Source organism: Endozoicomonas sp. 2B-B, from assembly GCF_053470045.1.
The window spans coordinates 2,056,099-2,081,659 of sequence record NZ_JBLZMU010000001.1 but is presented as its reverse complement, the minus strand read 5'-3'; the positions used below and the strand labels follow the sequence as shown (position 1 = coordinate 2,081,659).

The following is a 25,561-nucleotide window of genomic DNA, read 5'->3' as shown; positions in this document are numbered from 1 at the left end:
CCGCTGTAACAGAGAAAATCAGCGGAATTGCCTATCACAGTCTGGAAATATCCGGTTCATGACACTGTTTCAGGTTTTTTCTGTCACCCGGGGGTTGAAGAGATATCGCGCGCCCCCAAACTATCCACCACATAGATTCGTAATCAAACCGATGTTAATATCGTCGCGCGAGACGAATTCAGGTCAAACAAGATCAACCCCCCAAGTGGAGAACGACAACATGGCTTTTGAACTTCCTGCACTGCCCTTCGCACGCGATGCACTGGCTCCTCACATTTCTGAAGAAACTCTGGATTACCACTACGGCAAGCATCACAAGACCTATGTTGACAAACTGAACGGTCTGGTTGCGGGTACCGAGCTGGAAAGCAAGAGCCTGGAAGAAATCATCAAGACTTCTGAAGGCGGCATCTTCAACAACGCTGCTCAAATCTGGAACCACACGTTCTACTGGAACTGCCTGAGCCCTAATGGTGGTGGTGCTCCTGCCGGTGAACTGGCTGAAGCTATCAATAATGCTTTCGGTTCTTTTGACGATTTCGTTGCTGCATTCAACGACAAAGCGGTTAACAACTTTGGCTCTTCCTGGACCTGGCTGGTTAAAAACAGCGATGGTTCTGTAGAAATCGTAAACACCAGCAATGCAGGCACTCCTTTGACGACCAATCAGAAACCACTGCTGACCTGCGACCTGTGGGAGCATGCCTACTACATCGACTATCGCAATGTGCGTCCAGAGTATCTGAAACATTTCTGGGCACTGGTTAACTGGGACTTTGCTGCGGCTAATTACGCTGGTTAAGATTCTGATTTGATAGATACACAATTAAGTTGGAAATCAGCACAATTTGTTGGAAATTCTAACATTTAAGTTAGCAAACAGGCTTAATTTTTGACCTTCACTGTCTGGCATATAAATGTCAGACGGTGTTTTTATTTATGCCTTTAAAGAATATAAAGCACTCTCCTATTTTACGGAACTGACCATTTTTCATGATTCCGGAACGGGAAGCTCCGGCATAAATAGCTAAAGACTCATCCGGCAGGTGTTCTTTAGAGAGTTGTGTAGCCAGCCACCAAACGGAATCGTAATACTGCGAAAAGATAATACAACCGCACTCCAGCCACTATTCCTTAAACAGGTATCTCTGAACTTCAAGGTATTTCGGGTCTTTATCCTGACTGGATTCAAGAGCTTCTTTGCATAGCTTTAATATTCTTATTTCCGCTGGAGTAAGGTCTTTCATGGAGTCAGAGATGGAGAGATTTTCGACATCATCCTCATCTTCCAGACAAGCTGAAAAATCCTGCTCATCGCCAGAGTCAGCCCACTCGCTAAGCAGCTTATCCATCGTTCTTTGTCCAGCGTAGAGCGTGCTTCCTATTCTCCTCAGCAACAGGGTCTTGAAGAAACCGGCCCCTTTAGCTCTTTTGCTTAATGCCTCAGAAAACTCCTCTGCTTTCTCATAAGCCTTCTGGAAGTAAAGAGGTAATGAGATAGAGTCTTTCTCCCCCTCACCAAACAATTGGACCTTGACCGGCCGCAGGCAGGGCTCGCCAGTTTCCGGGTCAATGGTAGCTTCCAAATAGTCCCGGGTGCGCCGAATGATTTGTCTGATAAAGGGGTTATGCTGTCTCCCATAGTCCGGAAGAACCCGGCGAAGCTTTGTTTTGTCAGGTCCACGCAACTGATTGAAGCTGGCAGCATCGGCAACGTAATCGCCCGGCTGCATGTGCAGGCGTCTCAGGCATCACCCAGTACTTGATCACTACCCAAGGCAAGTATGCTTAACAGATCAAAAGCTTCAACCGGATGCAGCTGAACCGGGGTTGCTGTGGCCAACAGCATACTTTTGCTTCTTTGGCTGATCTGGGTCAGAAAGTGCATCAGGTTGTTAGGATCGGCTTTTTCTTCCAGACAGTTGTCGGTTATTTTCTTACGCCTTGAGCGGTGGGCTTCGTCGACAATAACGCATTCATAATGGGCAGCAAGAAGATAATCTTTGATTTCAGAGCCGGATGTAATCAGCCCCTGAGGTACAATGCCAAGCTTCCTTGGGCATTTAAGAATGCTTTCAGGTCCTGGAGGGCCAGGCGATACCCTGCTCATCCAGCCACTGTTTGCCTGTCCAGATGGCAGATGGCATATCCAGCAGCTCCATCAATTCATCCTGCCATTGCAGGGTCAAAGGCTTTGAGGCAATAACCAGCACCGGCTTATTTCCCTGAAGAGCCATCAGCATCCCAGCCAGCGCAAGCTGCACAGTTTTACCCAGCTCTACCTGATCAGCCAGAATATATCTGACCCCGCCTTTTTGGTGATCATCAAATGCTTTTTTGACAAAATATTTCTGGTGAGGCCAGAGGCCGAACTCTTTACGATAGACAGGCGTTTCGACAATGGCAGGAGCCGGATCAATATGAGGCTCTGTTTGCCAGGTCGTCCTGTCTACTTCAACTCGCTCAGAAATCCGTTTTATATCAGCAATAACAGAATCACTAAGAGGCGTTGCAAGGTGATGGTTCCAGAGAGCATTAAACTCACTTTCAACCCACCTTATCCCCTCTTGAGAACTGTCTTCCCATAACATTTCGTAGTTCAGTTTCCAGGCCGTCAGACTCTCATTGGTACTGCCCATAAAACAGGTCTTGCTGCCATCTGCCAGAGTAATGACACCCGCCTTGCCATGAACAAGTCCAAAGGCTTCATCGGGTAAGACCCGCACCTCCATTTTGCCTGAAACCAGAAACTCGTAGAGCTTCTTAAATCGCTTATGGCTGGCTTCTGGAGGCTTTTCAGGTTCACCGGCACACCAATCCCGGCGCATAGCCTGCTGGGCAGCCTTGGCAGTAATAAAATCTTCAGCTGAGAGTTCAGAATTACAGATTACCCGGACCTTTCCAGACAGGCTGTCCAGAGCTTCGCCAGCCACTTCGAATATGCTCGATCGAAAAAACCGGCAATCCGGTCATAAGATTGGGCGCCAGCCAGTTTCTCACTGATAAACGATTGACCCAGCGGCTGCTGGCGGGATGAATAACGCTGAATCACAAGAGTGCCTGATACATAATTAATAGCTGATCATATTGCTTACACGCCATTAACGCCAGCATGCTTTCAATATGCTAGCATATAAAATGGTAGCGCAATGACTTAGCAAAATGGAGGCCCCCTATGGCAACACTGACCATTAGAAATCTACCCGATGAACTGGTTGAGCGCCTTAAACTGAAAGCCAAAGCAGCCAATCGTTCCATGGAGCAGGAGGTGCGGGAACTGCTGGAAGCCAGCTACCCCAGGAAGCAGGATACAATTGACCGTATCAGAAGCCGCTGGAACCAGCTCCCGGCAACCCATCATGAAGAAATGGACGAGTGGCGCAACGAAGGGCGTCCATGATGGCAAATAAGGGCATAAAAGCAGCTGTCATCGATACCATGGTATTTGCCTATGGTCTTCTTAACGAAACGGACTTTGCAGAAGATTCACTCACAACCATCGATCGTACAGAAACTATTCACGTACCCGACTCCATCAGGGCCGAGCTGACCAATGTGCTATGGCAGTGGATTACCCAAAAAAGCATTTCCGTGCAAACCGGCCTGGATGTGCTTCAGGATGCCAGCACCCTGTTCAGCCGTGTTCATCCGACCGAACATTACTGGCGGGAGGCCTTGATTCTGGCCTGTGAAGACAAGCACCCTGCTTATGACACCCTTTTCATTGCCGTGGCGAAAGGCCAGAGTATCCCCCTGGTGACTTACGATAAAAAGCTGCTGAAAAAATACCCTGACATAGCCATCAGGCCCGATGTGTATATTCGAACCCTCTGAATACAAAGAACCTACAACCCTGGCCACTCGCTACATATTAGAATGGGCACCGTTGCAGGTCTGTGACTCAATAAATAGCAGCTGGAGCAGGAAACGCAAGCTGCTCGAAAACCGGTAGATCGTTCAAGCCATTTCGCTTTTCTCCCTTCCTGGCACCATGCCAACAACCAGACTCATCATGCCGCTCTTTCGCTTTCAGCCCACTGCTCACAGGCTTCACTGAAACAAACCTGATAGCGGGCTTTGAGTATGCGCACCAACTGATCCTCAGCCTGATATCCAGCCTCTGTGTTTTGATAGCCAACAGCATTCACAACCGCTGTGACAAACTCATCAGATGCACTGGCAAGGCTCTCAAGCTCATGTCTGAGATAAGTCACCTAGGCGTCTTTCAAGTAACGGCGGTAAGAGGAAAAAAAGAAAGGAAAAAAAGGACATCCGGAAAAAAAGGACATCCAATTAAGGAAAAAGAGGACATCCAATTAAGGAAAAAGAGGACATCCAATTAAGGAAAAAGAGGACATCCAATTAAGGAAAAAGAGGACATCCAATTAAGGAAAAAGAGGACATCCAATTAAAGCAGGAAAAAAAGGAAAAAAAAGACATCCAATTAAAAGAAAAAAATTATCCATTTAAAAGAAAAAAATTAAAGAAAAAACAAGATATCCACATCAAATATAAAATACAGCCCACAAACTGGGAGCCTGGCAACCCATCAAACCCTGACAGCCACTCAAAATCATCGCTTATCATAACAAACGACAAGCGGATCACTCAAAAAAGGAAAAAGTCAGAAATAGCTAGACGCCCCATATGACAGGAGCAACAAATAACAACGAAAAAGTCGGGCAATCAGCTTAAGCCATGAAATAAACGACTACAGATAAACAATCCCTTCACCCATTGCTGTCCCATTTCCCGAGCAAAAGTTTTCATGGCTTCCAGCCTGCCCACTGCACGATAGAAGCGGTTATTCCATCTCATGGTTTTGAGCCATTCATTTGAATCAATTTCCAGTCGGGTCAGAATGGGTGGAATGTCTGAAGGGTTTGAACCTTTCTTATCAGATCGCACTGCACGCCCACTCCAGTCAACCAACTCAAGATAATCATGAAGAATATAAGGCAACGCCTTATCCGGATTTTGCCCCTGTGATCGAAAAGGCATAAGGGTGGCTGGCTGCTTTCGGGTATCAGAACCTGCCAAATTTTCAATTCGTTCCTGGATCGACGTGTAGTCTGATCCTTCTGGAGTTTCCGCCATTTCGGCACGGAGCGGATTCAGGTCAACATAGGCCATGCAGGTCAACAACGCTGCCTCATCCAACAACGCCTGACTTTTAAACCGCCCTTCCCAGAAGCGACCTTTGCAGCCATCTTCCTGGTTAGCCTCACGGGCAAGATATTCGTTGAGGCAACGCATGAACCAGCTGATACTCGTTAGACGATTTCGATACTCTTCAACAAATTCGTCCACGCGAGCCAGTTCCGAATGACTCAGCCGGTCAGCAGCAAGATACCTCTGAACCAGAAGCGGCCCTGTGAAAAGCCTTGTCCATCGACTCAAAACTTCGTCTCTTGTCCACTCTCTGGCAGGTTTTTGATTAATATGCAAAACCACATGATAGTGATTCGACATGACAGCATAGGCGCAGACCTCTATAGAAAAGATTGAAACCATTTCCCTGAGCTTGTCAACAATCCACTGCCGACGGTGCTCGTAGTTTTTGCCCGTTAAATGATCCTCTCCACACAAATATGCTCTGCGTACGCATCGAGCTATACAGTGATAATATGGCGTGGAGCCTAGGTCGATCAGAGAACTTCGTGCACGGGTCATAATCTCTCCTGCCGGAACTAAATATCAGCAACAGGGGAAAATTAGACGAGCTGGCTTGTTTGTCAAATATAAGGGTGTCCTATTATTTTTTAACTGCCTCTCATCCCTGCCGATGCACTCCTTAATAGTCAAAGTAGCCAGGGAAAAATCCGTGGATATTCCAGGAAAGAAGCGAGGGCCTGCCATTAATGTCTCTAATGTCCCTGAGCAGGCGCAGCCAGAACAGAAGGAACAGGGTAATTGGCAGGGTAAGAAAGTTCAGTCAAATGATGTGCCGGTCGACGATCTGAGGCACAGCTCTTCAAGCTCAAGCTCAGACTCAGCTTTTGCTGAAATATCTGACTTGTCTGACTTTTCGGTTTCTTCCCACCCCCCAAGCCCGGGAGAATTCAGTGAAACTGAACTCTTTCCTGAAGATGATGTTTTTGCTTATCCCTCTCCTTTGAATGAAACGGCCCATCTGGCAAAAAAACAGTTGGGTAGAGGGCGCTTTGCAACGGTACACCGGGTTATTCAGGAAAAAAGCGGAGGCAAGCAAGAACATTTTGCATTAAAACAGACGCATTTGGGTGACCAGGGAGCAGGTGAAGACAGGATATTAAAGAAATTGGGAGAGCATCCAAATATTGTCAGCAGTTATGGTCTGGTCGAAGTCGACGGGGTCAGAGGGCTCCTGACAGAGTTGATTGAAGGCCCCTCTCAGGATAGCGTGATGATGCTTCTTATTGAGCTTTATGGAAATGGCAGGCTCAGCAGTCAGGCGTTTTTCAATGTTCTGGCGTTTATGGAATACGAGAAGTTCCGGGCACTTGATCACCTGCACAAGAAAGGCATTGTCCACAACGATCTGAAACCCAATAACGTCATGATTGATCTTAAAAGCGGCCGCTTGAAACTGATTGATTTTGGTGGTGCCAAAGAAGAGGGTCAAAAAGCCAGTTACAGTCATGAAGACTACGCTTCTCCGGAATTGTACCGATCGGAGTTAATTAAGAAAGAAGAAGTTAAAGCCAGCTATGCAACGGATGCCTTTGCTCAGGGGCAACATCTCTACCGTTTTTTGAACAGTCCGGATCAACCCCATATTCATTCCTTTACCAATGGCGCGGATCCATGGGGCAAATATACGCCCAATCAACGATCTGAAGCGGCTTTTGAGGTACTTAAGGCATTTCTTGATTATCAGAAGCCCAATTTTGATGGCAGTTACAAACAAGCAATGAAGCCAGTAAGTCCTGAATTAACAGAGGACGATCTGAAGACTGAATCTGAGCGTATGAAGCTGCAAGAATTTAATCTGGATAGTCTGCTGACCTCCAGTGATGAAATTAGCAGCATTATAAAGTTGCTGGATGGGGATTTGAGCGCCAATGATGTAGAAAGAATCAAAAAAATGCTGCATGGAAAATTAAACGCCAAGGACAGCGAGACAGCGCAAAGACTGCTGGACGGGCCGCTCACATTTCATGATATCAAGGCAATCAAGCGATTGCTCTATAGCAAGTTAACGACACCTGAAAAAGAGACGGTGGCCGATCTCGGACACCTGATAGCCTCTGCAGAAGAGATGAAGAGAAGTAAAAGTCAGCTGATTAATATGATTAACCTCCTGCTGCACCCGTCGCCCGAGCAGAGAATGACACCAGAGCAAGCTTTGCAGCACACCTGGTTTACTGAGCGTACGATAGACAAAGAGCAGGCCTTAAGAACTCTTCAAATGGCTGCTGATGCCCTGAAGGGAGGTGATGAAGGTGGTGAAAATAAGCGTTTTGTATGAGTGACTGAGCCCACCTCGGAGCGCCTTTTAAACCCTTCACTTTCTTCTCCCGGATAATAGGCTCCCGTTAATTACCTCTCATTCCTGCCGATTCACTCATTAATAATTAAAGTAGCCGGGAAAAATCCGTGGATATTCCAGGAAAGAAGTCAGAGCCAGCCAATGCTGCATCGCTCCCCGCTGAGCAGGCGCAGCCGGAACCGGAGAAGCAGGGGAAGTGGCAGAGTAAGAAAGTTCAGCTCGAAGCGCCGGTGAAAAATTTAGAGCAACACTCTTCAGGCTCAGGCTCTGATTTCAGCGGTATCTCCACTTCTTCTATTTCTTCTTACCCGTCAAGCCCCGGAGTCGTCAGTGATAGCGAAGTGTTTCCTGAAGATGATGTTTTCACACATTCCTCACCATTGAATGAATCGGCCCATCTGGCTAAGAAGCAATTGGGTAGAGGACGCTTTGCATCGGTATTTCATGTCATCCAGGAAAAAAGTAAAAACGTTAAAGAACATTTTGCATTAAAACATACTCATTTGGGTGACAAGGGAGAACGGGAAGCCAGGTTATTAAAGAAGTTGGGAGAGCACCCAAATATTGTCAGAAGTTATGGAATGGCCGAAGTCGACGGCGTCAGGGGGCTCCTGACGGAGTTGATTGAAGGCCCCTCCCAGGATAGCGTAATGATGCACCTGATTGAGCTCTACGGCAATGGCAAGATCAGCAGTCCGGCGTTTTTCAATGTTCTGGCGTTTATGGAGTACGAGAAGTTCAAGGCCCTTGATCACCTGCATAAAAAAGGCATTGTCCATAATGATCTGAAACCCAACAACGTTATGATTGATCTTAAAAGCGGCCGCTTGAAACTGATCGACTTTGGTTGTGCCAGAGAAGAAGGCAACAGAGCCAGTTATAATCATGAAGACTACGCTTCTCCGGAACTATACCGATCCCAGTTTAAAAAAGGGTTAGTCAGAGCCAGTTATGCGACGGATGCTTTTGCTCAGGGGCAACATCTGTACCGTTTTTTGAACAGTCCGGGTCAGCTCCATATTCGCTCTTTTACCAATGGCGCAGAGCCATGGGGTAAATATACCCCCGACCAACGATCTGAAGCCGCTTATGAGGTGCTCAAGGCATTTCTCGAGTATCAGAAGCGCAACCCTGATGGTAGTTACAAAAAGGCAATGAAGCCAGTAAGTCCTGAATTAACAGCGGATGATCTGGAAGCTGAGTCTGAGCGTATGAAGCTGCAAGAATTTAATCTGGACAGCCTGCTGACCTCCAGTGGTGAAATTGGTGTCATCACAAAGATGCTGGATGGAGAGTTGAACGCCAGAGACATAGAAAGAATCAAAAAAATGCTGCATGGAAAATTGAATGCCCGAGACAGTGATACCGCTCTGGCACTGTTGGATGGACCACTTTCATTGGATGATATCCAGGCCATCAAACGACTGCTCTACGGCAAGTTAACGACACCTGAAAGAGAGACGGTAGCCGATCTGGGAAAACTGATAGAGTCTGCAGAAGAGATGAAGAAAAGTAAAAGCCAGCTGACTGACATGATTAACAGTTTGCTGCACCCGGAGCCCCTGGAGAGATTGACGCCAGAGAAAGCTTTGCAGCATCCCTGGTTTACTGATCGGACAATAGACAGAGAGCAAGCCCTGAGAACACTTAACTGGGTTGCTGATGTCCTTAAAAGAGATGAAGGCGATGCAAATAAGAGTTTTGTATGATGGTCTCTGTCCTCTTTGTACGAAAGAGGTCGCACGCTGGCAAAATGCCCGTTTTCGCTGTGAAGTAGAGTGGTTTGATATCACCGGTCAGGAAAAAGTACTGGAAACCTGGGGGGTTGATCCCGGTAAGGCTCTGCTTGAATTGCACACCATAACCAATGATGGACAGGTTTATACCAGTATTGACAGCTACGCTCTCTTGCTCAATCAGCTACCCGGTTGGGCCTGGCTGGGTTGGCTCATGAGTCTGCCCGGTCTGAAACAGTTCCTGAAATGGACCTACGACTGGATGACCAAAGTCCGCCTGAAAAAAGAGGGACGCTGGCCGGGTCAGTGCAACACAAAACAATGTAAATAGCCTTGCACTTGTTCATTACACATCATCATCCGTGTACTTGGTGTGCGAACGCAAAAATATTGCCGACAAGCAGTGTAAGTCCCTTGACCAGACTGACCAGAGGAAAGACAGCGTTGTTGGCTCCCAGATTGAGTTCGTCATTGACATTATGGAAATCTCTGGGGAATTTTTTTTGCATGTCGAAGATACTCAAACCTTCTGGATACAGTGTGCTATCCAGATTTCCAGTCTCCTTTATATGTTTCGAGAAACACTCAACATAACGATCAAATGTGGCCTCATCAGGTTGCCTGGCCGTCCAGTAAATAATTTCCCGGGCTGTTCGATTCAGCCATGAACGGTATGTGTCTTCGTCTAGCCCCATAAGTTCTTGCAGTCTTGACTTGGACGGCGACTCTTTTTCTTTTGCTAACAGGCCTGACAGGTATTCGTTCAGTAGTTGCTCAATAAAGTTTTCTGTCTCTTCCACTGCCCGTTGATTTTGATAATGATAATCCGGCGAGTCGCGGCGCAGACGTGATCTCAACAACACGGCTGCCAGCAGGTTTTCGCAGAGGGCATTGGCAAAACTTAACCGCTGCATAACTTCTGGCGTATAGCCCGAAGTTTTTGAGTCTCTGGCAGTGAGGCCGCTTTTCATGCTGCCATAGAACTCAACATCGCCCCAATCCCGTAGACCATCCCAGCCAAAATCAGGGCGTTCAATGGCTTTGATCCAACCTCCAAATGTTCCGGGTAATGGCAAGGCATAAAGCATGGATCCCAACAAAGGGGTGAGGAACACCCAGCGACGTCCGGTATCGTGAAACGCCGGGATAGTTGACGTGGGCATAACACCAAAGTTGCCATTAAGTACTCCAATATCATGGATGCCTTTCAATAGACCTCTCTCGGCGACCGCGAAAGAGGCATTGGTTATATCAGGAGTATGAGCGTATTGACCGTAGTGTTTTGTGGCCTTGAAGAAGTAGACCCTGACAGCTCTTTCACCATCAACATTAATCACTTGTAAGCGATCAGTGAAACCTCGGGTACTCTCGGGAAGATCCTTTTCCAGCACCGTAAGGTATTGGCCAAAACGGGGTTTCTGGCTTTTGAAGCGGTCACTTTTAGCTATAAATTGATGCATAACACCTTCTTGCGCCAGAGTGGTCACGGACTCCCCGACCCGCTGGAACTTATAGTAATCAACCTCTTCACCGTTGGTTATTGCCAGTGTACGGCCACCAACGATGGTTCCTTCTTTTTCAAACAGTGACAGCCGGTGCTGACCAGGATAAACCGACGGAAATTCTGTTTCACCAGCACGAGCAAATTCTGACTGTAACTGACAACTGGCGTCTTTATTCGCAAACTCAAAGCTATATGCGTGGAGAGACGCCAGCAACTTGAATGCCACAGTATTTGGCTGTTGAAATTTGAGCGGGTTAACCGGCTCTGTTAATGCAACAGAGGAGTCCAGTCTGGAGAAAAGCGCAGGATCATTGAGATAAGCCAGAGTATCATCCAGTAACTTTCTGGGTAAGCGATCCTTCCAGAACCTCAACAACAGCGGTTTGTTAGCAAGGATCCTGGCAGCCAGAATATGAACAAGCCTTTGCTGGAGTGCCGGGTCATTGCAACACTGCTCCAGATACCCTGCATCATTAAACTTATGCAAAAAATCCAGATGGAGTTCAATGTAGCTTACTATAAGGTCGCCTTTGTCGGGCCGTAAACCTCTCTTAATAATATGAGTCGCTCCAGACCAAAAAGGTTCAGAGTTTAAAACGATATCGTCTTGTTTCGTCAGTAATTCATCGGAAAACGAATCGAAATATTTTATAGGGAAATACTGACAGACAGCACCCATCACCTGGTTTTTAAAATCATCACCTGCATTAATTTTTTCAAAAAACTTATCAAGAAGACTAAGGGAGAAATTTTCACTTTTCTCAGGTCTGTTAATTAATATTCTCAATAAAGACCATTTTGCTTTTTCGATTAATCCCTGAAGCAACCTATCATCTGTATTTTTAATTGATACAACAATAAAAGGATTGGCAATTACCAGTTTATTTAACAACAAAGCAAGTTTATCTCGATCAGTCTTATATCTTTCTATACAAAGATGATAAATATCAGGTAAGGGCGTGGTATACGAACGAGCGAAATCTCTGTTACCCAGAATGGCTGAAGCAGTTTTGAAAAGGACTTCTTCAAAGAAATCATCATCATTTATCAGCACCTTATATTCATGATTGCCGTTGAAAATTTCGCTAAAATTATCACACAAATTTTCACCGTCAAGGGAGTCCAAAATCGACTTTTTTGTTATGAACCGATCCGGAACCTCTGATAATTGACACCGTCCCTTCGATAATTGTAAAAGGCAGTAGTCTTTTTTTCTGTTAATAATGTGTTGTGGCAGATCTTTAAGTTCTATCCTTCCTGAATTGATAAGCTCATCATACAATTCATCATCTTTAAAGCTGTGTGGAAGAACGCTCAGAGATCTTATTTTTGCTGCGATGTCCAGATAACCATAAATCAGTTGTGCCTGTTTCGGTGGTGTTCCCTTCGGTAGACCATTCACGTTTGAGTACTCTATCAAAAAATCAATATCAGATTTTAATTCTTCAGAAAAGTCTTTGTAGTGAGAGGTTAGGGCCAGGTTCCTGATATCATTTAAAAATATTTTTTTTGTTCGATCAGCTGTTGATAACAATACATCTCTGATTTTATCACCTTCCGTCATTGAAAAAGCACACCAAAGACGGTTCCTTACTATCTCTTCAAGAAGGGTTTCCGATTTAAAATAATCTTCAGGCAAATATGTTTCAGGCCTATAAGGAAGAAAGTCGGCAACATCGATAAACTCATCTTTTGTGAGCCGATCGCTTCTACCATCAATGAGTCCTTGAATCAGCCCGACTTGTCTGTCGCTGATGATAGCAGCATTCGCACTCTGAATGGCCTTAAGCTTTCTTAAAGGTCTGGGTGATAATGCTTCGGGCTTCACAACTCTGACATCAGTAAAGTCCAGTTTTGGTTTGCTTATAGTGGCTTCACGGGTATCTACCTCTACAGCAACAGCTCTGGAGGAAATTCCGATCTCTTTCTGATCTTGTTGCCCTGTTGCGGGATCTGGTATGAAAACTGCGCGATTGACTCCAAATGGCTCACCGCTAACAGAGCTGAAGGTTCTGCCGGAGACCTTGCCATGATCCGCTGCCCCTTTAATATCCGCTGTTGCACCGCAGGTAGAGGGATTAAATGATTGTTGAGATAATCGATCCATTGTTTATTTCTGCCTTTAACTGTCCTTAATCTTGACGAGGGTCAAGCCAAAAAATGCTTAAAAATTTTGACCTATGAAATAAACAAAAGTTCCAAAATCGGGTGGGGACGGCCTTTTTTATTCTCGCAGGACGGGTGGGGGGGAACTATGGCTGGGAAAAAAAGGGCGTGCTACCCCCTCATCCCTCGTCAATTGTTGATCGACACGGGCTTTGACAGGTGTCAGTGAAAGATGCCAAAAATAGACAAACGGGTAACGGATGACGGGTGACAATTGTTACTCGACAGGGGCCCCTGACACCCATCATCGTCAATCCGGCAACCAGTCTTCCGTCATCACTTGCTCATAAGTCCATGGGCATTCCTTGGGGAAAACATCCGTTTTACACTGCATCTCGCTAGCAGCCAGCTTTCGTGCATGTCGATAAGCCTTCGGAAAAATCTCGCTAACTTTACTGCTAAGAGCAGGATTTTCCTGAAGCTCTTTCTCTATCTCAATTCGCTGTTTACGGATACTGGTTGACCAACTACGAAACCACTGATCCATCTCATGAAGATCATTCTTTTTGCGCTGCATCTGCCATTTAAGAGCGTGCATAAGTAATTGAGACAAACGGCTATCTACTGAACGATAACGAGCTTTGCCCATGTCCTCAACTTCCTCGATCAGGTTGTCCAAATCCAGCTCGCTAAAACGACCTTGCCTGATCAGCTCGGCTTGCTGCAAAGACCAACTGTAGAAATCGGTATCGTATAAATCACTCATTGTTAAACCTCTTGTGAACCAGCGCAGTATATACCAATGAACCGTTACTATCCGTTACCTCTTGACAATTATAAAACATGCCACGCACCAAAAAAGAGCCTGTGCAGAGGCAATAAAGAAGGATCGTAGAGCTGCAAAAAAGGCCAATGGCCAAGCCAGTGCCACACCAAACAATGTAAATAGTCTTAAATACTGGCTGCGCTGGGGGAATACGAACCTCATTCCCTATTTTCTTCCTCGGTGTATTGACCTGCGTACGCAAAAATATTGCCAGCTAACAACGTAAGCCCCTTGACCAGGGCGACCAGGGGAAAGACGGCGTTATTGGCTCCCAGATTGAGCTCATCATTGACATTATGGAAGTCTTTGGGGAATTTTTTATGCATGTCGAAGGTTTGCAAACCTTCCGGGTACAATGTGGCATCCAGGTTTCCGGTTTCCTTTATATGTTTTGAGAAACACTCAATAGAAGGATCAAGTGCACTGTCACCTTTCGCCTCATAGGGTTGTTTGGCTGTCCAGTACAAAATTTCCTCGGCTGTTCGCTTCAGCCAGGAGCGATATGTGGTATCGTCAAGCCCCATCAATTCTTGCAGTCTTGGTCTGGGCGGCGATTCTTTTTCTTTTGCCAACAGGCCAGACAGGTATTCATCCAGTAGTTGCTCAATAAAGTTTTCTGTCTCTTCCACTGCCTGTTGATTTTGATAGTGATAATCCGAAGAGTCCCGGCGCAGGCGAGCTCTTAACAACACAGCTGCCAGCAGGTTTTCGCAGAGGGAATTGACAAAACTTAATCGCTGAAGAAGCTCGGGAGTATAACCCGACGTTTTTGAGTCTCTGGCATTTAAGCCGCTTTTCATAGAGCCATAAAACTCAACATCGCCCCAATCCCGCAAACCATCACAACCAAAATCAGGGCGTTCAATGGCTTTAACCCAGCCCCCAAAGGTTCCCGGTAATGGCCAAGCATAAAAATCAGAGTTACCCAACAATGCGCTAAGGAACACCCAACGACGGCCGGTAGCATGAAACGCCGGGATCGTTGACTTGGGCATAACGCCAACGCTGCCATTAAGTACGCCAATGTCGTGAATGCCATTCAACAAGCCTCGCTCGGCGATCGCGTAAGGGTTATCGGTTGCATCCGGAGTATGGGCGTATTTAGCGTAATTTTTTGTCGCTTTGAAATGGTAGACCCGGAAGGCTCTTTCACCATTAATTTCGCTCACTTGTAAGCGATCAGTGAAACCCAGGATACTTTCGGGAAGATCCTTTTCCAGTACCATGAGGTACTCTCCAAAACGGGGTTTCTGGCTTTTAAAGCGGCCACTTTTGGCAATAAATTGATGCATAATGCCTTCCTGTGCCAGAGTGGCTTCGGACTCTCCAATTCGCTGGAATTTATAGAAATCAACTTGCTCACCATTCTGTACTGCCAATGTACGGCCACCGACGATGGTTCCCTCTCTTTCAAATAGCGACAATGAATGTTGATGTTGACCAGGATAAACCAGTTTAAAGTTTGTGTGATCCGCACGGTCAAATTCTGATTGCAACTGACAACTTGCGTCTTTATCGGCAATCTGAAGGCTATTTCCCTTAAGAGACGCCACCTGCCTGAGTGCCAAAGTGTTGGGTTGTTGGAATTTGAGAGGATTCACCGGTTTTGTTAATGCTCTGGAGACATCCAGTTCGGATAAAAGGGCAGGATTATTGAGATAAGCCAGAGTATCATCAATCAAATGCCGGGGGAGATAACGTCGCCACTCCGTCAATAACTGCTGCTTGTTTGCAATGACCTTGTTAGCCAGGACATGAATAAGCCTTTGCCGGATTGCCGGGTCGGCGCAACGCTCCTCAAAATATCCTTTGTCATTGAAGTGGCTCAAAAAAAGTGGATAGGATTCAATGTAGTCTATTATGATGTCGGCTTTGGCGGGCCGTAATTTTCTGGAGATAATGTGAATCGCTCCAGCTTTAAAGGGCTCAGAACCCAGAACCAGAGCGTCTTGCTTACGCTTTATGTCTTCTGAAAAAGGTTCTGAGCAAGTGACAGGAAAATACGGATAAACAACATTTATAACTTGGTTTTTAAAATCATCACTTGCATTAACTTTATTGAAGAAACGAGTAATCATAGGCATAAAAAAAAGGTGACTTACTTCAGGCCTACTATCCAATATTTCCAACAATGATTCTTTTGCTTCCTCAATCAACTCCTGAAAAAGCTGATCACCGACGTCTTTAACAAGTAAAATAAAAAAAGAATTAGTTTTTATCAATCTTTTCAGCAACGAAGCAAGTTTTTCTCTATCATCACTGTATTTTTCAATACAACATTGATAAACCTTGGACAAGGTATTGATTTGTGCAGTGTAGAAATTATATCTTGCTTCCAACACCGATGAAGTCATTTTTAGCAGGAATTCTTCAAAGAAGTCAGGATCATTCTTCAGCATCTCAAATTCACTATCACTTCTGAGGATATTGATAAAATCAGCATGCAAACTGTCACTATTAAGCGAATCCAGAATAACCTTTTTTGTTATAAACTGAGCCGGAACCTGTGATAACCGGCACAGACCTTTTGATAATTGCAAAAGGCAGTACTCTCTGTTTTTGTCCCGGATTTTGAATGGCAGCTTACTTATCTCTATTCTTCCTGAACGGATAAGCTCATCATAAAAATCATCATCTTTAAAGCTTTCAGGCAGAATATTTATAGACTTTATTTTGGCTGCGATATCCAGTCGCTCATAAATCTGCACAGCCAGTTGCGGCGGTGTAAAACAGGGAATACCGTGAAAACTTGAGCATTCAGTCAGAAAATCTATATCCTTTTTTAATTCTTCAGGAAAGCTGCTGTAGTCAGGCCTGTTGCCTTCTTTCCTGATACGGGTCAAACACAACTCTTTTTCCCTTTCAGGTGTTGATGCTAATACCTCCCAAAATTCATCACTCCCCTCCATTGCGAAACGCTTCCAAAGCTGATTTCTTATAATCCCTGACACAAGGGTGGGTGATTTGAAAAAGTCTTCAGGCAATTTTTCTTCAGCGTAATAATCAAGAAAGTCGATAACCTCTATAAACTCTTCTATTGTGAATCTACCTTTTTCTTCATCCAGGAGTCTTTGTATCAGCTGGAATTGTTTGTCGCTGAGGATAGCAGTAGATGTCCCCGGAATAGCTTTAAACTTTTTAAATTTTGGTTTTTTTTTAGCGGCTTCAAGACTATCTATCTCTAAAGCAGCGACTCTGGAGGAAATCCCCAGGTCTTTTCGTTTTTTTCCTGTAATGGGATCTGGCCTGAAATCTGTGGGATTGACGCCAAATAGATCATCACCGGTAAGGCTGACGGATCTGCCGAAGACCCTGGCTGCATTTTTTTTATCATCAGCTGTAGCAATGCAGGTAGAAGGGTTTAGCCTTGAATTACATGAGGGTTGATTTAATTGATCCATCATTTTTATCCTTTCTCTGATTGTCCTTAATCTTGACGGAATTCAGCCCGATCAATGAGTGCTTATATATTTTGACTCTTAAATTAGACGAAAGTTGCAAAAAAGAATGATCGCAGAATTGGAAAAAAAGGCCGTCGGCTCAGCCAGTGCCAAGCACTGTAAATAGCCTGAGATATCGGAGTCAGCGAGGGAATACCCATGTCATTCCCTATTTTCATCTTCAGTGTACCGATTGGCGAGTGCAAAAATATTGCCGACTAAAAACGTAAGCCCCTTGACCAGACTGACCAGAGGAAAGACGGCGTTATTGGCTCCCAGATTGAGTTCATCATTGAAATTATGGAAGTCTTTGGGAAATTTTTTATGTGTGTCGAAAGTTTGCAAACCTTCCGGGTACAGTGTGGCATCCAGGTTTCCAGTCTCCTTTATATGTTTTGAGAAACACTCAAGAGAAGGATCAAGTGCACTATCACCCTTGGCCTCATAGGATTGTTTGGCCGTCCAGTACAAAATTTCCTCGGCTGTCCGCTTCAGCCATGAACGGTATCTGGTATCGTCAAGCCCCATAAATTCTTGCAGTCTTGAACTGGGCAGGCATTCTTTTTCTTTTGCTAACAGGCCTGACAGGTATTCGTTGATTAGTTGCTCAATAAAATTTTCTGTCTCTTCCACTGCCAGTTGATTTTGATAATGATAATCCGCAGAGTCGCGGCGCAGGCGTGCTCTTAACAACACGGCTGCCAGCAGGTTTTCACAGAGGGAATTGACAAAACTTAACCGCTGAAGAACCTCGGGAGTATATCCCGAAGTTTTTGAGTCTCTGGCAGAGAGGCCGCTGCTCATGGAGCCAAAAAACTCAACATCGCCCCAGTCCCGTAAACCATCCCAACCAAAGTCAGGGCGTTCAATGGCTTTAACCCAGCCTCCAAAGGTTCCGGGTAATGGCAAGGCAAAACAAATGGAGTTACCCAACAATGGAGTAAGGAACACCCAACGTCGTCCGGTATCATGAAATGCCGGGATCGTTGAAGTAGGCATAACGCCGAACTTGCCATTAAGTACGCCAATGTCGTGAATGGCAGCAAACAGGCCTCGCTCGGCGTTTGCGTATGGGCTGCTGGTTGTATCGTGAGTATGAGCGTATTTAGCGTAGTTTTTTGTCGCTTTGAAGTGGTAGACCCGGAAGGCTCTTTTACCATTAATATTGATCACCTGTAAACGGTCACTGAAACCTCGGATACCCTTGGGGAGATCCTTTTCCATTACGATAAGATACTGACCAAAACGGGGTAGCTGGCTTTTAAAGCGGTTATTGGTCACCCTGGCAATAAATTGATGCATAATACCTTCTTGTGCCAGGGTGGCTACGGACTCTCCAAGTCTCTGGAATTTATAGTAATCAACGTCCTCACCATTCTCTACTGCCAGTGTACGACCACCCACGATGGCTCCCTCGCCTTCAAATAGTGATAATGGATGTTCAATACTATCAACCCACAGCCCAAGCCTTTTCATCGGAAAATACAATGGATGCAGACTGCAATAAACCGGTTCAAAATAAGTGCGATCTGCACGGTCAAATTCTGATTGCAACTGACGACTGGCGTCTTTTTCGTCAAACTCAAAGCTATATGCGTGGAGAGACACCAGCAGCTTAAATGCCGACGTATTGGGTTGTTGAAATTTGAGTGGATTCACCGGCTCTGTTAATGTGCCTGAGACATCCAGTTCTGAGAAAAGGGCAGGATTATTGAGATAAGCCAGAGTATCGTCAATTAATTTTCGGGGTACACAACCTCTCCACTCCGACATGAACAGCTGCTTGTCTGCAATGATTCTGTTAGCCAGAACATGAATAAGTTTTTGCCGGATTGTTTCATCCGTACAACACTTCTCCAAATATTTTTTGCTATTAAAACAACGTAAAAAAGATTGATAATACTCAATGTAATCTATTATGAGTTCGGCTTTATCAGGTTTTATACGTCTATCTAAAATATGCGTTTTTCCAGCATCAAAAGGTTCGGAAGCCAGAACAATAGCATCTTGCTTTAGTAATATATCTTCCGGAAAACTACGGGAATAATCTTCAGGAAAATACGGAAAAACAACATTCATAACATCGCTTTTAAAATTATCGTCTGCTTTAACTTTCTTAAAGAACAAAGATAGAACTTCCGTATCAAAATCCTGACTTATTACAGGTCTAATGCTTAACATCTCTAACAGTGATTCTTTTCCTGTTTTAATCAATTCCTCAAGCAACCTGTCATCCTGACTTTCAACGTTTATAACAAAAAAAGGATTAGCCTTTACCAGTTTTCTTAACAATAAAGCAAGTTTCCCCCTGTCATCCCTGAACCTATCTGTACAACATTGATAAACAGAAGACAATGGATAGGCTCTTGAATCTTCGAATTTCATTTCTTTTTCCAACGCTGTTGAAGCAAACTTGAGAACGACTTCTTCAAAGAAGTCAGAATCATTGCTCAGCATCTTATACTTGGTATCATCTTTAAAAATATTGATAAAATCAACATGCAAACTGTCACTATTGAGTGAATCCAAAATAGCCTTTTTTGTTATAAACTGATCCGGAACCTCTGATAACCTGCAGAGACCTTTTGATAATTGCAAAAGGCAGTACTCTTTGTTTTTGTCTCTGATGTAGTGCGGCAGATATTTAAGTTCGATTCTTCCTGAACGGACAAGCTCATCATAAAAGCCTTCATCTGTAAAACTGGGCGGCAGAACATCAATAGACTTTATTTTGGCTCCGATATCCAGACGCTCATAGATCGACACAGCCAGTTTCGGCGGTGTACCACGAGGAATACCCTGCAAACTTGAGTATTCAGTCAGAAAGTCAATATCGTTTTTTAGTTCTTCAGGAAGGCCTTTGTAGCGATACATTAAGCCCGTTTTCCTGACATCAGTCAATAATACCTGTCTTTTCCTCTCGGGTGTTGATTGTAATACTTCCCTCATTTGATCACTTTTGTCCAGTTTGAAAACATCCCAAAGATGATTTCTTATTATCCCTGACAAAAGAGTGGGTGATTTGTAATAATCTTCAGGTAATTTTTTTTTCAGGACAAAAATCAAGAAAGTCGATAACAGCTATAAATTCATCGACTGTGAATCTACCTTCTTCACCATTCATGAGACTTTTAATCAGCTTGATTTGTTGGTCGCTTATGAGAGCAGTGTTTGCATCCTGAATGACTTTAGGCTTTTCTGAAGGTCCGGGTAATTGTGCTTCGGACTTTATATCTCTGGCATCGGTAAAGTCCATTTTTGATGTGCGTTTAGTGGCTTCACGGTTATCTCCATCTAAAGCAACGGCTCTGGAATAAATTCCGATCTCTTTTTGATCTTTTTGTCCTGTTACTGCCGTGAAATCTGCGTGATTGATTTCCACCAGCTCAACGCTGACAGGGCTGACGCTTCTGCCGAAAGCATTGCCATCATTTGCTTTATTCTTTTTCGGAACATCGGCTGCAGCAATGTAAGTAGAAGTAGCTGGTCCTTCATTATGTGGGAGTTGAAATAATCGTTCCATCGTTTTTTTCCCTGCCTTTAACTGTCCTTAATCTTGACGAGGATGAGATTTCCCAAAGAATGCTTAGAATTTAGACCCGTTAATTAAACGAAAGTTCCAAGAAAGAAGAATCGCAGAGTTGAAAAAAGAGCCACTGACCAAGCCAGTGCCATATAAAAGCATATAAAATTCAAACGTTAATCCGCCTGAAAGAGTGGTTGTGTTATTGCAATTTTTCCAACAGGCTCTCAAGGTTTTTAATGCGATTATATGCAGCCCGATTTTCAAGCACGCAGTAACATGGGTCATTGCAAACAGAAACACAATCGGCTTTTAACGGGCCATAATGACAATAATCTATATAGGTAACCATTTCCTCCCAGTCAGGATAGTCTTGGCAATTTGTCAGTTCGATGTTCAACCACTCTTCAATAATCACCCGTTCGTCCTCACTCCAGCCATTACGCAGAGGTAGGCAATCCTTGAGCAAGAGTTTTTTTAATTCACTGTACTTTTCGTCCGGATTGAACGTCGGGTATTCCGTACCTTTTTCTTCATAAAAAACCCCTTTCAAATAATCGTATTGATCAAAAAAAATAAATGCACCGTGGAACTTCACCAAAGCCTGATACTCCTCAGGGGCAAAACTGTCTCTACCAGACCAGTCTTTATTCAGAAACTCATATAACGCTGTCGGCAACCTCGTTAATATTGAATCTGCCAGTGACTTCACTTCATCCTTGGCAGGCCAATCGTCTCTACGGTTATGATCATAAAGAAAAACCAATCTATCATGGACATGCGATGTAAGAGCATCTTTAAGTTTTCCTGGATTGACATGCAAATCAAAACCGGAGGGGCTGACAGAATTTTGTGGGTAGAGCAGCATTATGTCATTTTCCTGAAACTTTGCCGGTGATTTTTCAGCGCCTGTTTTTACAACACCAGGTATTGGCCCAGTCATTTGATGCTCATCCAGCGATTGCTCCGGATGCTCACGGGAGACAGGAAGCCGGGTTACTGGCATCAATGTTTCATCCACTGGCTGCAAAGGTGCAACGAATTTAGGGTGTGCAGGTTCTGTAGGCCCGGCAAGATCAAATTCTGGTTTGTTTGTAGCGGCTGCATCTACAGTCAAAGCTACGACTCTGGAGGAAATTCCGATCTCTTTTTGATCTTTTGGTCCGGTTATGTGATCTGCGGTCAAATCGGGGCGATTGGCTCCCACTGGCTCACTGCTGACAGGGCTGACGGCTCTGCCGGAGAGATTGCCCTGGTTCGCTGGAGCATTTTCAACTTTTTCATCTTTTCCAACAGCAGAGGGAGCTAGCCCATAATCAAATGAGGGTTGTAGTAATTGATCCATCGTTTTATTCCTTACTTTAATTACCCTTAATCTTGTCGGGAGAGAGCCCATCTAAAGAATGCATACGTATTCTAGACCCGTTTATTTAACAAAAGTTCCAAAACAGAAAAATTACAGAGCTGAAAGAAGACCTCTGGCCGACCAGTGTCGCAAAAAACAATGTGAATAGCCTGAGGTACAGGATGAACTGTGGGTATCCAGGTCATTCCATACTTTCATCTTCGGCGTATTGGCCTGCGTAGGCAAAAATATTGCTGACCAACCGCGTAAGCCCCCTGGCCAGAGCGACCAGTGGAAAAACAGCGTTAATGGCTCCGAGGTTGAGCTGACCATTCGCTCTGCAGAAGTCTCTGGGAAATTTTTTCTGTATTTCCAGGGGATGCAGAGGTTTCGGGTACAATGTTTCATCGAGACAGCCCTTCTGCTTTAAGTGTTCCGAGTAACACTCACCAGAGAGGGGAGAGGCACAAGGGTCCGTCACCTCACAGGGTTGCAAGGCAGTCCAGTAAAGGATCTCCTGAGCTGTGCGAGTCAACCATGAACGGTATTTGGAATCGTCTAACCGCATCAATTCTTGTAATCTTGACTTGGGCTTTAGTTCTTTTTCTTTGCCAAAAAAACCCGACAGGTATTCATTCAGTAACTGTTCAATAAAGTTTTCTGTCTCCTTCAATGCCTGTTGATTTAAATAATGATAATCAGGGGAGTCCCGACGCAGGCGTGACCTTAATAACACAGCTGCCAGCAGGTTTTCGCAAATGGCATTGGCAAAGCTTAGTCGCTGTATAACCTCTGGAGTATAACCCCAGGTTTTAGAGTCTTTGGAACCAAGACCGCTTTTCATGGAGCCATAGAACTCAACATCTCCCCAATCCCGTAAGCCATCCCGGCCAAAATCAGGACGTTCAATCGCTTCGAGCCAGCCTTTAAAATCTCCGGGAAGTGGCAAGGCAAAATAATCCGAGTTCCCCAACAACGGACTCAGGAACACCCAACGACGTCCGGTAGCGTGAAATGCCGGTATCGTTGACGTAGGCATAATGCCAAACTGGCCATTAAGTACACCAATATCGTGGATACCCTTCAATAGACCCTGCTCGGCAGCTGCATAAGGAGTGTCGGTTTCATCAGGAGTGTGAGCGTATTGACTGTAGTGCTCCGAAGCTTTGAAATGATAGACCTTGAAATCGCACTTACCATTAACAAAGCTCGCTTTTAAACGGTCAGTGAAACCTCGGGTACTCTCCGGAAGGTCTTTTTCCAGTACAACAAGGTACTGACCAAAACACGGTTTCTGACTTTTAAATCGATCATTTTCGGCAATAAATTGATGCATAATGCCTTCTTGTGCCAGAGTGGCTTCGGACTCTCCGACCCGCAGAAACTTATAGTAATCAACCTCATTACCATTGGGTATTGCCAGCGTGCGACCACCAACAATGGTACCTTCTTTGTTAAACAGTGATATCGGGTGTTGACCAGGATAAACCGGTTTGAAGACTACTCCACCGGCATGGGCAAATTCACACTCTAACTGTCGTGCCGAGTCTTTACCTGCTGGATATAAATCAGGTCCGTGAGTAGCCAATATTAATTCGAGTGCCGAAGTATTGCGCAGCTGAAAGTTAAGAGGATTAACGGGTTCTGACAATTTGTCAGAAGCATCCAGTTTCGAGAAAAGTGCCGGGTCTTTGAGAAAATCCAGAGTATCATCCAATAATTGTCGGGGGAGACAAAATTGCCAAACATACAATACATCTTCTTTATTAGTAACTAACCTTTCTGCAAGTATTGGAATGAGCCTTTTCCGGACTATTGGATCATTGCAAGACTTCTCCAAATATTCTTTATTGTTAAAAAGCCTCAAAAATTCCCGATTCCGTTCAATATAGTCAATTACAGTGTGAGGGTCAGCGGGCAATAACTTTCTGTTCAGAATGTGATGACATCCCATATCAAAGGCTTCAGATTTGAGCACTATTCGATCCAGCTCATTCTGAATTTCATCTGGAAGATACTCGATCCCATGATCAGGAAAATAAGGATAAACAACATTCAAAACATGGGTTTTAAAAGCGCTGTCTGCATTAACTATTTCAAAGAAACCATAAAGAGCCAAAATACTAAAACCTTGGCTTACTTCAGGCCTACTACTTAATATGTCCAATAATGAATGCTTTGCTATATCGATTAATTTCTTAAGCTGCCTACCCCTCAGGTTTCCAATAGAATTCAATACAAAAGGATTAACTTTCACCAGTTTTTTTAATAAAAGACCAAATTTTTTTTTGTCATTTTCATACAGTTTCGAAGCAAGAGAATATACCCTGAACAGGGACCTTCGATAGGCATCATCGACAAGATTATTTGTTTCCAATTCAGCAGTTACCACCTTGAGCATGATTTCTTCAAAAAAGACAGAATCCTTGTTGAACACGTTGCATTTCTGGTAGTAAATACTCTCAAAATTATGATACCAATTACAGCTACTGAGCGAATCCAAAATAACTTCTTTTGTCAAAAACTGAGCCGGAACCTCTGGCAAATCACACAAACCCTTTGATAGTTGTGACAGACAATAAGCTTCGTTTTTACTTTTAATATATTCTGGAAGGTCTTTAAGCCTTATCATTCCTGAGCGAATAAGTTCATCATAAAAATCATCATCTTTGAAACTGACTGGAAGATTTTCCAGCGATTTCATTTTCGCTGTGGTATTCAAGTGGCTATAAATAAAAACGGCCAGACTGAATGGTGTATCTTGGGGAATACCATACAGATTCGAATACTCAATAAGAAAATTAATATCACATTTCAATTCATCGGTTAGATCATCGAGGCCACATCGGAAAGGTATATACATAGGCTGGGCCAATAGTATACCCTTGGTTAGCTTATTTTTTGGTAGTTCTTGAATCGCAAAAATACCATGTCTTACAAACTCTTTCATAAGAATTGGCGATTGATGATAAGCTCGAGGCAAAAATCGGCTAAGGTCTTGTCGTCTTATAAAGCTGATAATTTTAGTGAATTGACCTTCTGTGAGTTCATGGCCTCGACCATCAATAAGCTTTTGAATCAGCTCGACTTGTTCTTCCGTAAAGATAGCATTGCTCGTGCCCGGGCTCGCTTTAAGCTTTTTTAAAGTTCCGGGTGTTGATGCTTCGGACTTTATCGAAAGACCAATATCTACAGCATCGTTAAAGTTCAGTTTTGTTTTGCGTACACTGGCTTCACAGGTATCTATATCTAAAACAACCACTCTGGAGGACATTCCGGTCTCTTTTTGATCTTTTGTGGGTTCTGATTCGAAATCTTCTCGATTGAAGCCCAACGTTCCATCGCTGACAGGTCTGACGACTCTGCCGGAGATATTGCCCTGATTTTCTCTAGCATTTTCTGGAACATCGGCTTTAGCTCTGTCAGAAGAGGAATTTGGCCTATGTTTAACTGAGGTTTGAGGTAATAGATTCAATGTTTTTATCCTTTCTTTAATTGTCCTTAATCTTGCCCAAAGTAGCTCAGACAAAGAATGCTAAAAATTTAGACTCATTAACTAAATGAAAGTTCCAAAAAAACACAGAGTCGGAAAAAGCCCCCAGCCCGGGCC

18 protein-coding genes are annotated in these 25,561 nt (G+C 44.3%); 6 read left to right on the top strand and 12 right to left on the bottom strand.

Annotated features, from left to right (window positions below; genetic code table 11):
* Positions 1-220: 220 nt before the first annotated feature.
* Positions 221-802, top strand: coding sequence for a superoxide dismutase [Fe] (gene sodB, locus ACOMHB_RS08330; protein ID WP_448216243.1), 582 nt, complete (start codon positions 221-223; stop codon positions 800-802).
* A 325-nt stretch (positions 803-1,127) separates the two neighbouring features.
* Here the strand turns inward: sodB and ACOMHB_RS08325 are convergent, their stop codons facing one another.
* The 3 genes from ACOMHB_RS08325 to ACOMHB_RS08315 are packed head-to-tail and all read right to left on the bottom strand — an operon-like array spanning position 1,128 to position 2,933.
* Positions 1,128-1,733, bottom strand: a complete 606-nt coding sequence (locus ACOMHB_RS08325) for a hypothetical protein (RefSeq protein ID WP_448216242.1) — start codon at positions 1,731-1,733, stop codon at positions 1,128-1,130.
* An 11-nt stretch (positions 1,734-1,744) separates the two neighbouring features.
* Entirely contained in the window at positions 1,745-2,110 is a 366-nt protein-coding gene (locus ACOMHB_RS08320; protein WP_448216241.1) for a DEAD/DEAH box helicase family protein, read from the bottom strand.
* Complete coding sequence (locus tag ACOMHB_RS08315) at positions 2,076-2,933, bottom strand: phospholipase D-like domain-containing protein (protein WP_448216240.1); 858 nt, start codon at positions 2,931-2,933, stop codon at positions 2,076-2,078. The genes ACOMHB_RS08320 and ACOMHB_RS08315 overlap by 35 nt, the downstream gene beginning before the upstream one ends.
* 242 nt (positions 2,934-3,175) lie before the next feature.
* On the opposite strand from ACOMHB_RS08315, the gene ACOMHB_RS08310 reads away from it, so the two are divergent.
* Entirely contained in the window at positions 3,176-3,400 is a 225-nt protein-coding gene (locus tag ACOMHB_RS08310) for a FitA-like ribbon-helix-helix domain-containing protein (RefSeq protein ID WP_448216239.1), read from the top strand.
* Complete coding sequence (locus tag ACOMHB_RS08305; protein WP_448216238.1) at positions 3,376-3,834, top strand: type II toxin-antitoxin system VapC family toxin; 459 nt, start codon at positions 3,376-3,378, stop codon at positions 3,832-3,834. Before ACOMHB_RS08310 ends, ACOMHB_RS08305 begins: the two co-directional genes overlap by 25 nt.
* Positions 3,835-4,010: 176 nt before the next feature.
* Here ACOMHB_RS08305 and ACOMHB_RS08300 read toward each other — a convergent pair whose 3' ends face one another.
* Positions 4,011-4,214, bottom strand: coding sequence for a hypothetical protein (locus ACOMHB_RS08300; RefSeq protein ID WP_448216237.1), 204 nt, complete (start codon positions 4,212-4,214; stop codon positions 4,011-4,013).
* Between the two features lie 472 nt (positions 4,215-4,686).
* Positions 4,687-5,589, bottom strand: coding sequence for a transposase (locus tag ACOMHB_RS08295; RefSeq protein ID WP_448216236.1), 903 nt, complete (start codon positions 5,587-5,589; stop codon positions 4,687-4,689).
* A 235-nt stretch (positions 5,590-5,824) separates the two neighbouring features.
* Between ACOMHB_RS08295 and ACOMHB_RS08290 the strand changes: the two genes are divergently transcribed.
* The 3 genes from ACOMHB_RS08290 to ACOMHB_RS08280 all read left to right on the top strand — a co-directional run bounded on the left by ACOMHB_RS08290 (position 5,825) and on the right by ACOMHB_RS08280 (position 9,538).
* Positions 5,825-7,450 carry a serine/threonine protein kinase gene (locus ACOMHB_RS08290; protein WP_448216235.1) on the top strand — a complete coding sequence of 542 codons (1,626 nt, stop codon included), beginning with the start codon at positions 5,825-5,827 and terminating at the stop codon, positions 7,448-7,450.
* A gap of 128 nt (positions 7,451-7,578) precedes the next feature.
* The gene (locus tag ACOMHB_RS08285) at positions 7,579-9,180 is read left to right on the top strand and encodes a protein kinase domain-containing protein (protein ID WP_448216234.1); all 1,602 of its coding nucleotides are present in this window, start codon (positions 7,579-7,581) and stop codon (positions 9,178-9,180) included.
* A complete protein-coding gene (locus ACOMHB_RS08280; protein ID WP_422412047.1) occupies positions 9,158-9,538 on the top strand; it encodes a thiol-disulfide oxidoreductase DCC family protein in 381 nt (126 codons plus the stop codon). Before ACOMHB_RS08285 ends, ACOMHB_RS08280 begins: the two co-directional genes overlap by 23 nt.
* Before the next feature lie 25 nt (positions 9,539-9,563).
* Here the strand turns inward: ACOMHB_RS08280 and ACOMHB_RS08275 are convergent, their stop codons facing one another.
* From ACOMHB_RS08275 to ACOMHB_RS08245, 7 genes are all read right to left on the bottom strand, one after another.
* Entirely contained in the window at positions 9,564-12,818 is a 3,255-nt protein-coding gene (locus ACOMHB_RS08275; RefSeq protein WP_448216233.1) for a hypothetical protein, read from the bottom strand.
* 309 nt (positions 12,819-13,127) lie between these two features.
* Positions 13,128-13,583, bottom strand: a complete 456-nt coding sequence (locus ACOMHB_RS08270) for a DUF29 domain-containing protein (RefSeq protein ID WP_448216232.1) — start codon at positions 13,581-13,583, stop codon at positions 13,128-13,130.
* Between the two features lie 218 nt (positions 13,584-13,801).
* Entirely contained in the window at positions 13,802-17,047 is a 3,246-nt protein-coding gene (locus tag ACOMHB_RS08265; RefSeq protein WP_448216231.1) for a hypothetical protein, read from the bottom strand.
* Positions 17,048-17,245: 198 nt separating this feature from the next.
* Positions 17,246-20,032: a hypothetical protein gene (locus ACOMHB_RS08260; protein WP_448216230.1), complete on the bottom strand. Its 2,787-nt coding sequence runs from the start codon at positions 20,030-20,032 to the stop codon at positions 17,246-17,248.
* Between the two features lie 85 nt (positions 20,033-20,117).
* Positions 20,118-20,606: a hypothetical protein gene (locus ACOMHB_RS08255; protein ID WP_448216229.1), complete on the bottom strand. Its 489-nt coding sequence runs from the start codon at positions 20,604-20,606 to the stop codon at positions 20,118-20,120.
* Between the two features lie 202 nt (positions 20,607-20,808).
* Positions 20,809-21,951, bottom strand: coding sequence for a hypothetical protein (locus tag ACOMHB_RS08250; RefSeq protein ID WP_448216228.1), 1,143 nt, complete (start codon positions 21,949-21,951; stop codon positions 20,809-20,811).
* Between the two features lie 202 nt (positions 21,952-22,153).
* Positions 22,154-25,426, bottom strand: coding sequence for a hypothetical protein (locus ACOMHB_RS08245; protein WP_448216227.1), 3,273 nt, complete (start codon positions 25,424-25,426; stop codon positions 22,154-22,156).
* Positions 25,427-25,561 lie beyond the last annotated feature (135 nt).

Excerpts from the sequence above, each read along its gene's own strand:
- sodB (WP_448216243.1), top strand. The coding sequence starts at position 221 with ATGGCTTTTGAACTTCCTGCACTGCCCTTCGCACGCGATGCACTGGCT.
- ACOMHB_RS08325 (WP_448216242.1), bottom strand. The coding sequence starts at position 1,733 with ATGCAGCCGGGCGATTACGTTGCCGATGCTGCCAGCTTCAATCAGTTG.
- ACOMHB_RS08320 (WP_448216241.1), bottom strand. The coding sequence starts at position 2,110 with ATGAGCAGGGTATCGCCTGGCCCTCCAGGACCTGAAAGCATTCTTAAA.
- ACOMHB_RS08310 (WP_448216239.1), top strand. The coding sequence starts at position 3,176 with ATGGCAACACTGACCATTAGAAATCTACCCGATGAACTGGTTGAGCGC.
- ACOMHB_RS08280 (WP_422412047.1), top strand. The coding sequence starts at position 9,158 with ATGCAAATAAGAGTTTTGTATGATGGTCTCTGTCCTCTTTGTACGAAA.
- ACOMHB_RS08275 (WP_448216233.1), bottom strand. The coding sequence starts at position 12,818 with ATGGATCGATTATCTCAACAATCATTTAATCCCTCTACCTGCGGTGCA.
- ACOMHB_RS08270 (WP_448216232.1), bottom strand. The coding sequence starts at position 13,583 with ATGAGTGATTTATACGATACCGATTTCTACAGTTGGTCTTTGCAGCAA.
- ACOMHB_RS08265 (WP_448216231.1), bottom strand. The coding sequence starts at position 17,047 with ATGATGGATCAATTAAATCAACCCTCATGTAATTCAAGGCTAAACCCT.
- ACOMHB_RS08260 (WP_448216230.1), bottom strand. The coding sequence starts at position 20,032 with ATGAGGGAAGTATTACAATCAACACCCGAGAGGAAAAGACAGGTATTA.
- ACOMHB_RS08255 (WP_448216229.1), bottom strand. The coding sequence starts at position 20,606 with ATGGAACGATTATTTCAACTCCCACATAATGAAGGACCAGCTACTTCT.
- ACOMHB_RS08250 (WP_448216228.1), bottom strand. The coding sequence starts at position 21,951 with ATGGATCAATTACTACAACCCTCATTTGATTATGGGCTAGCTCCCTCT.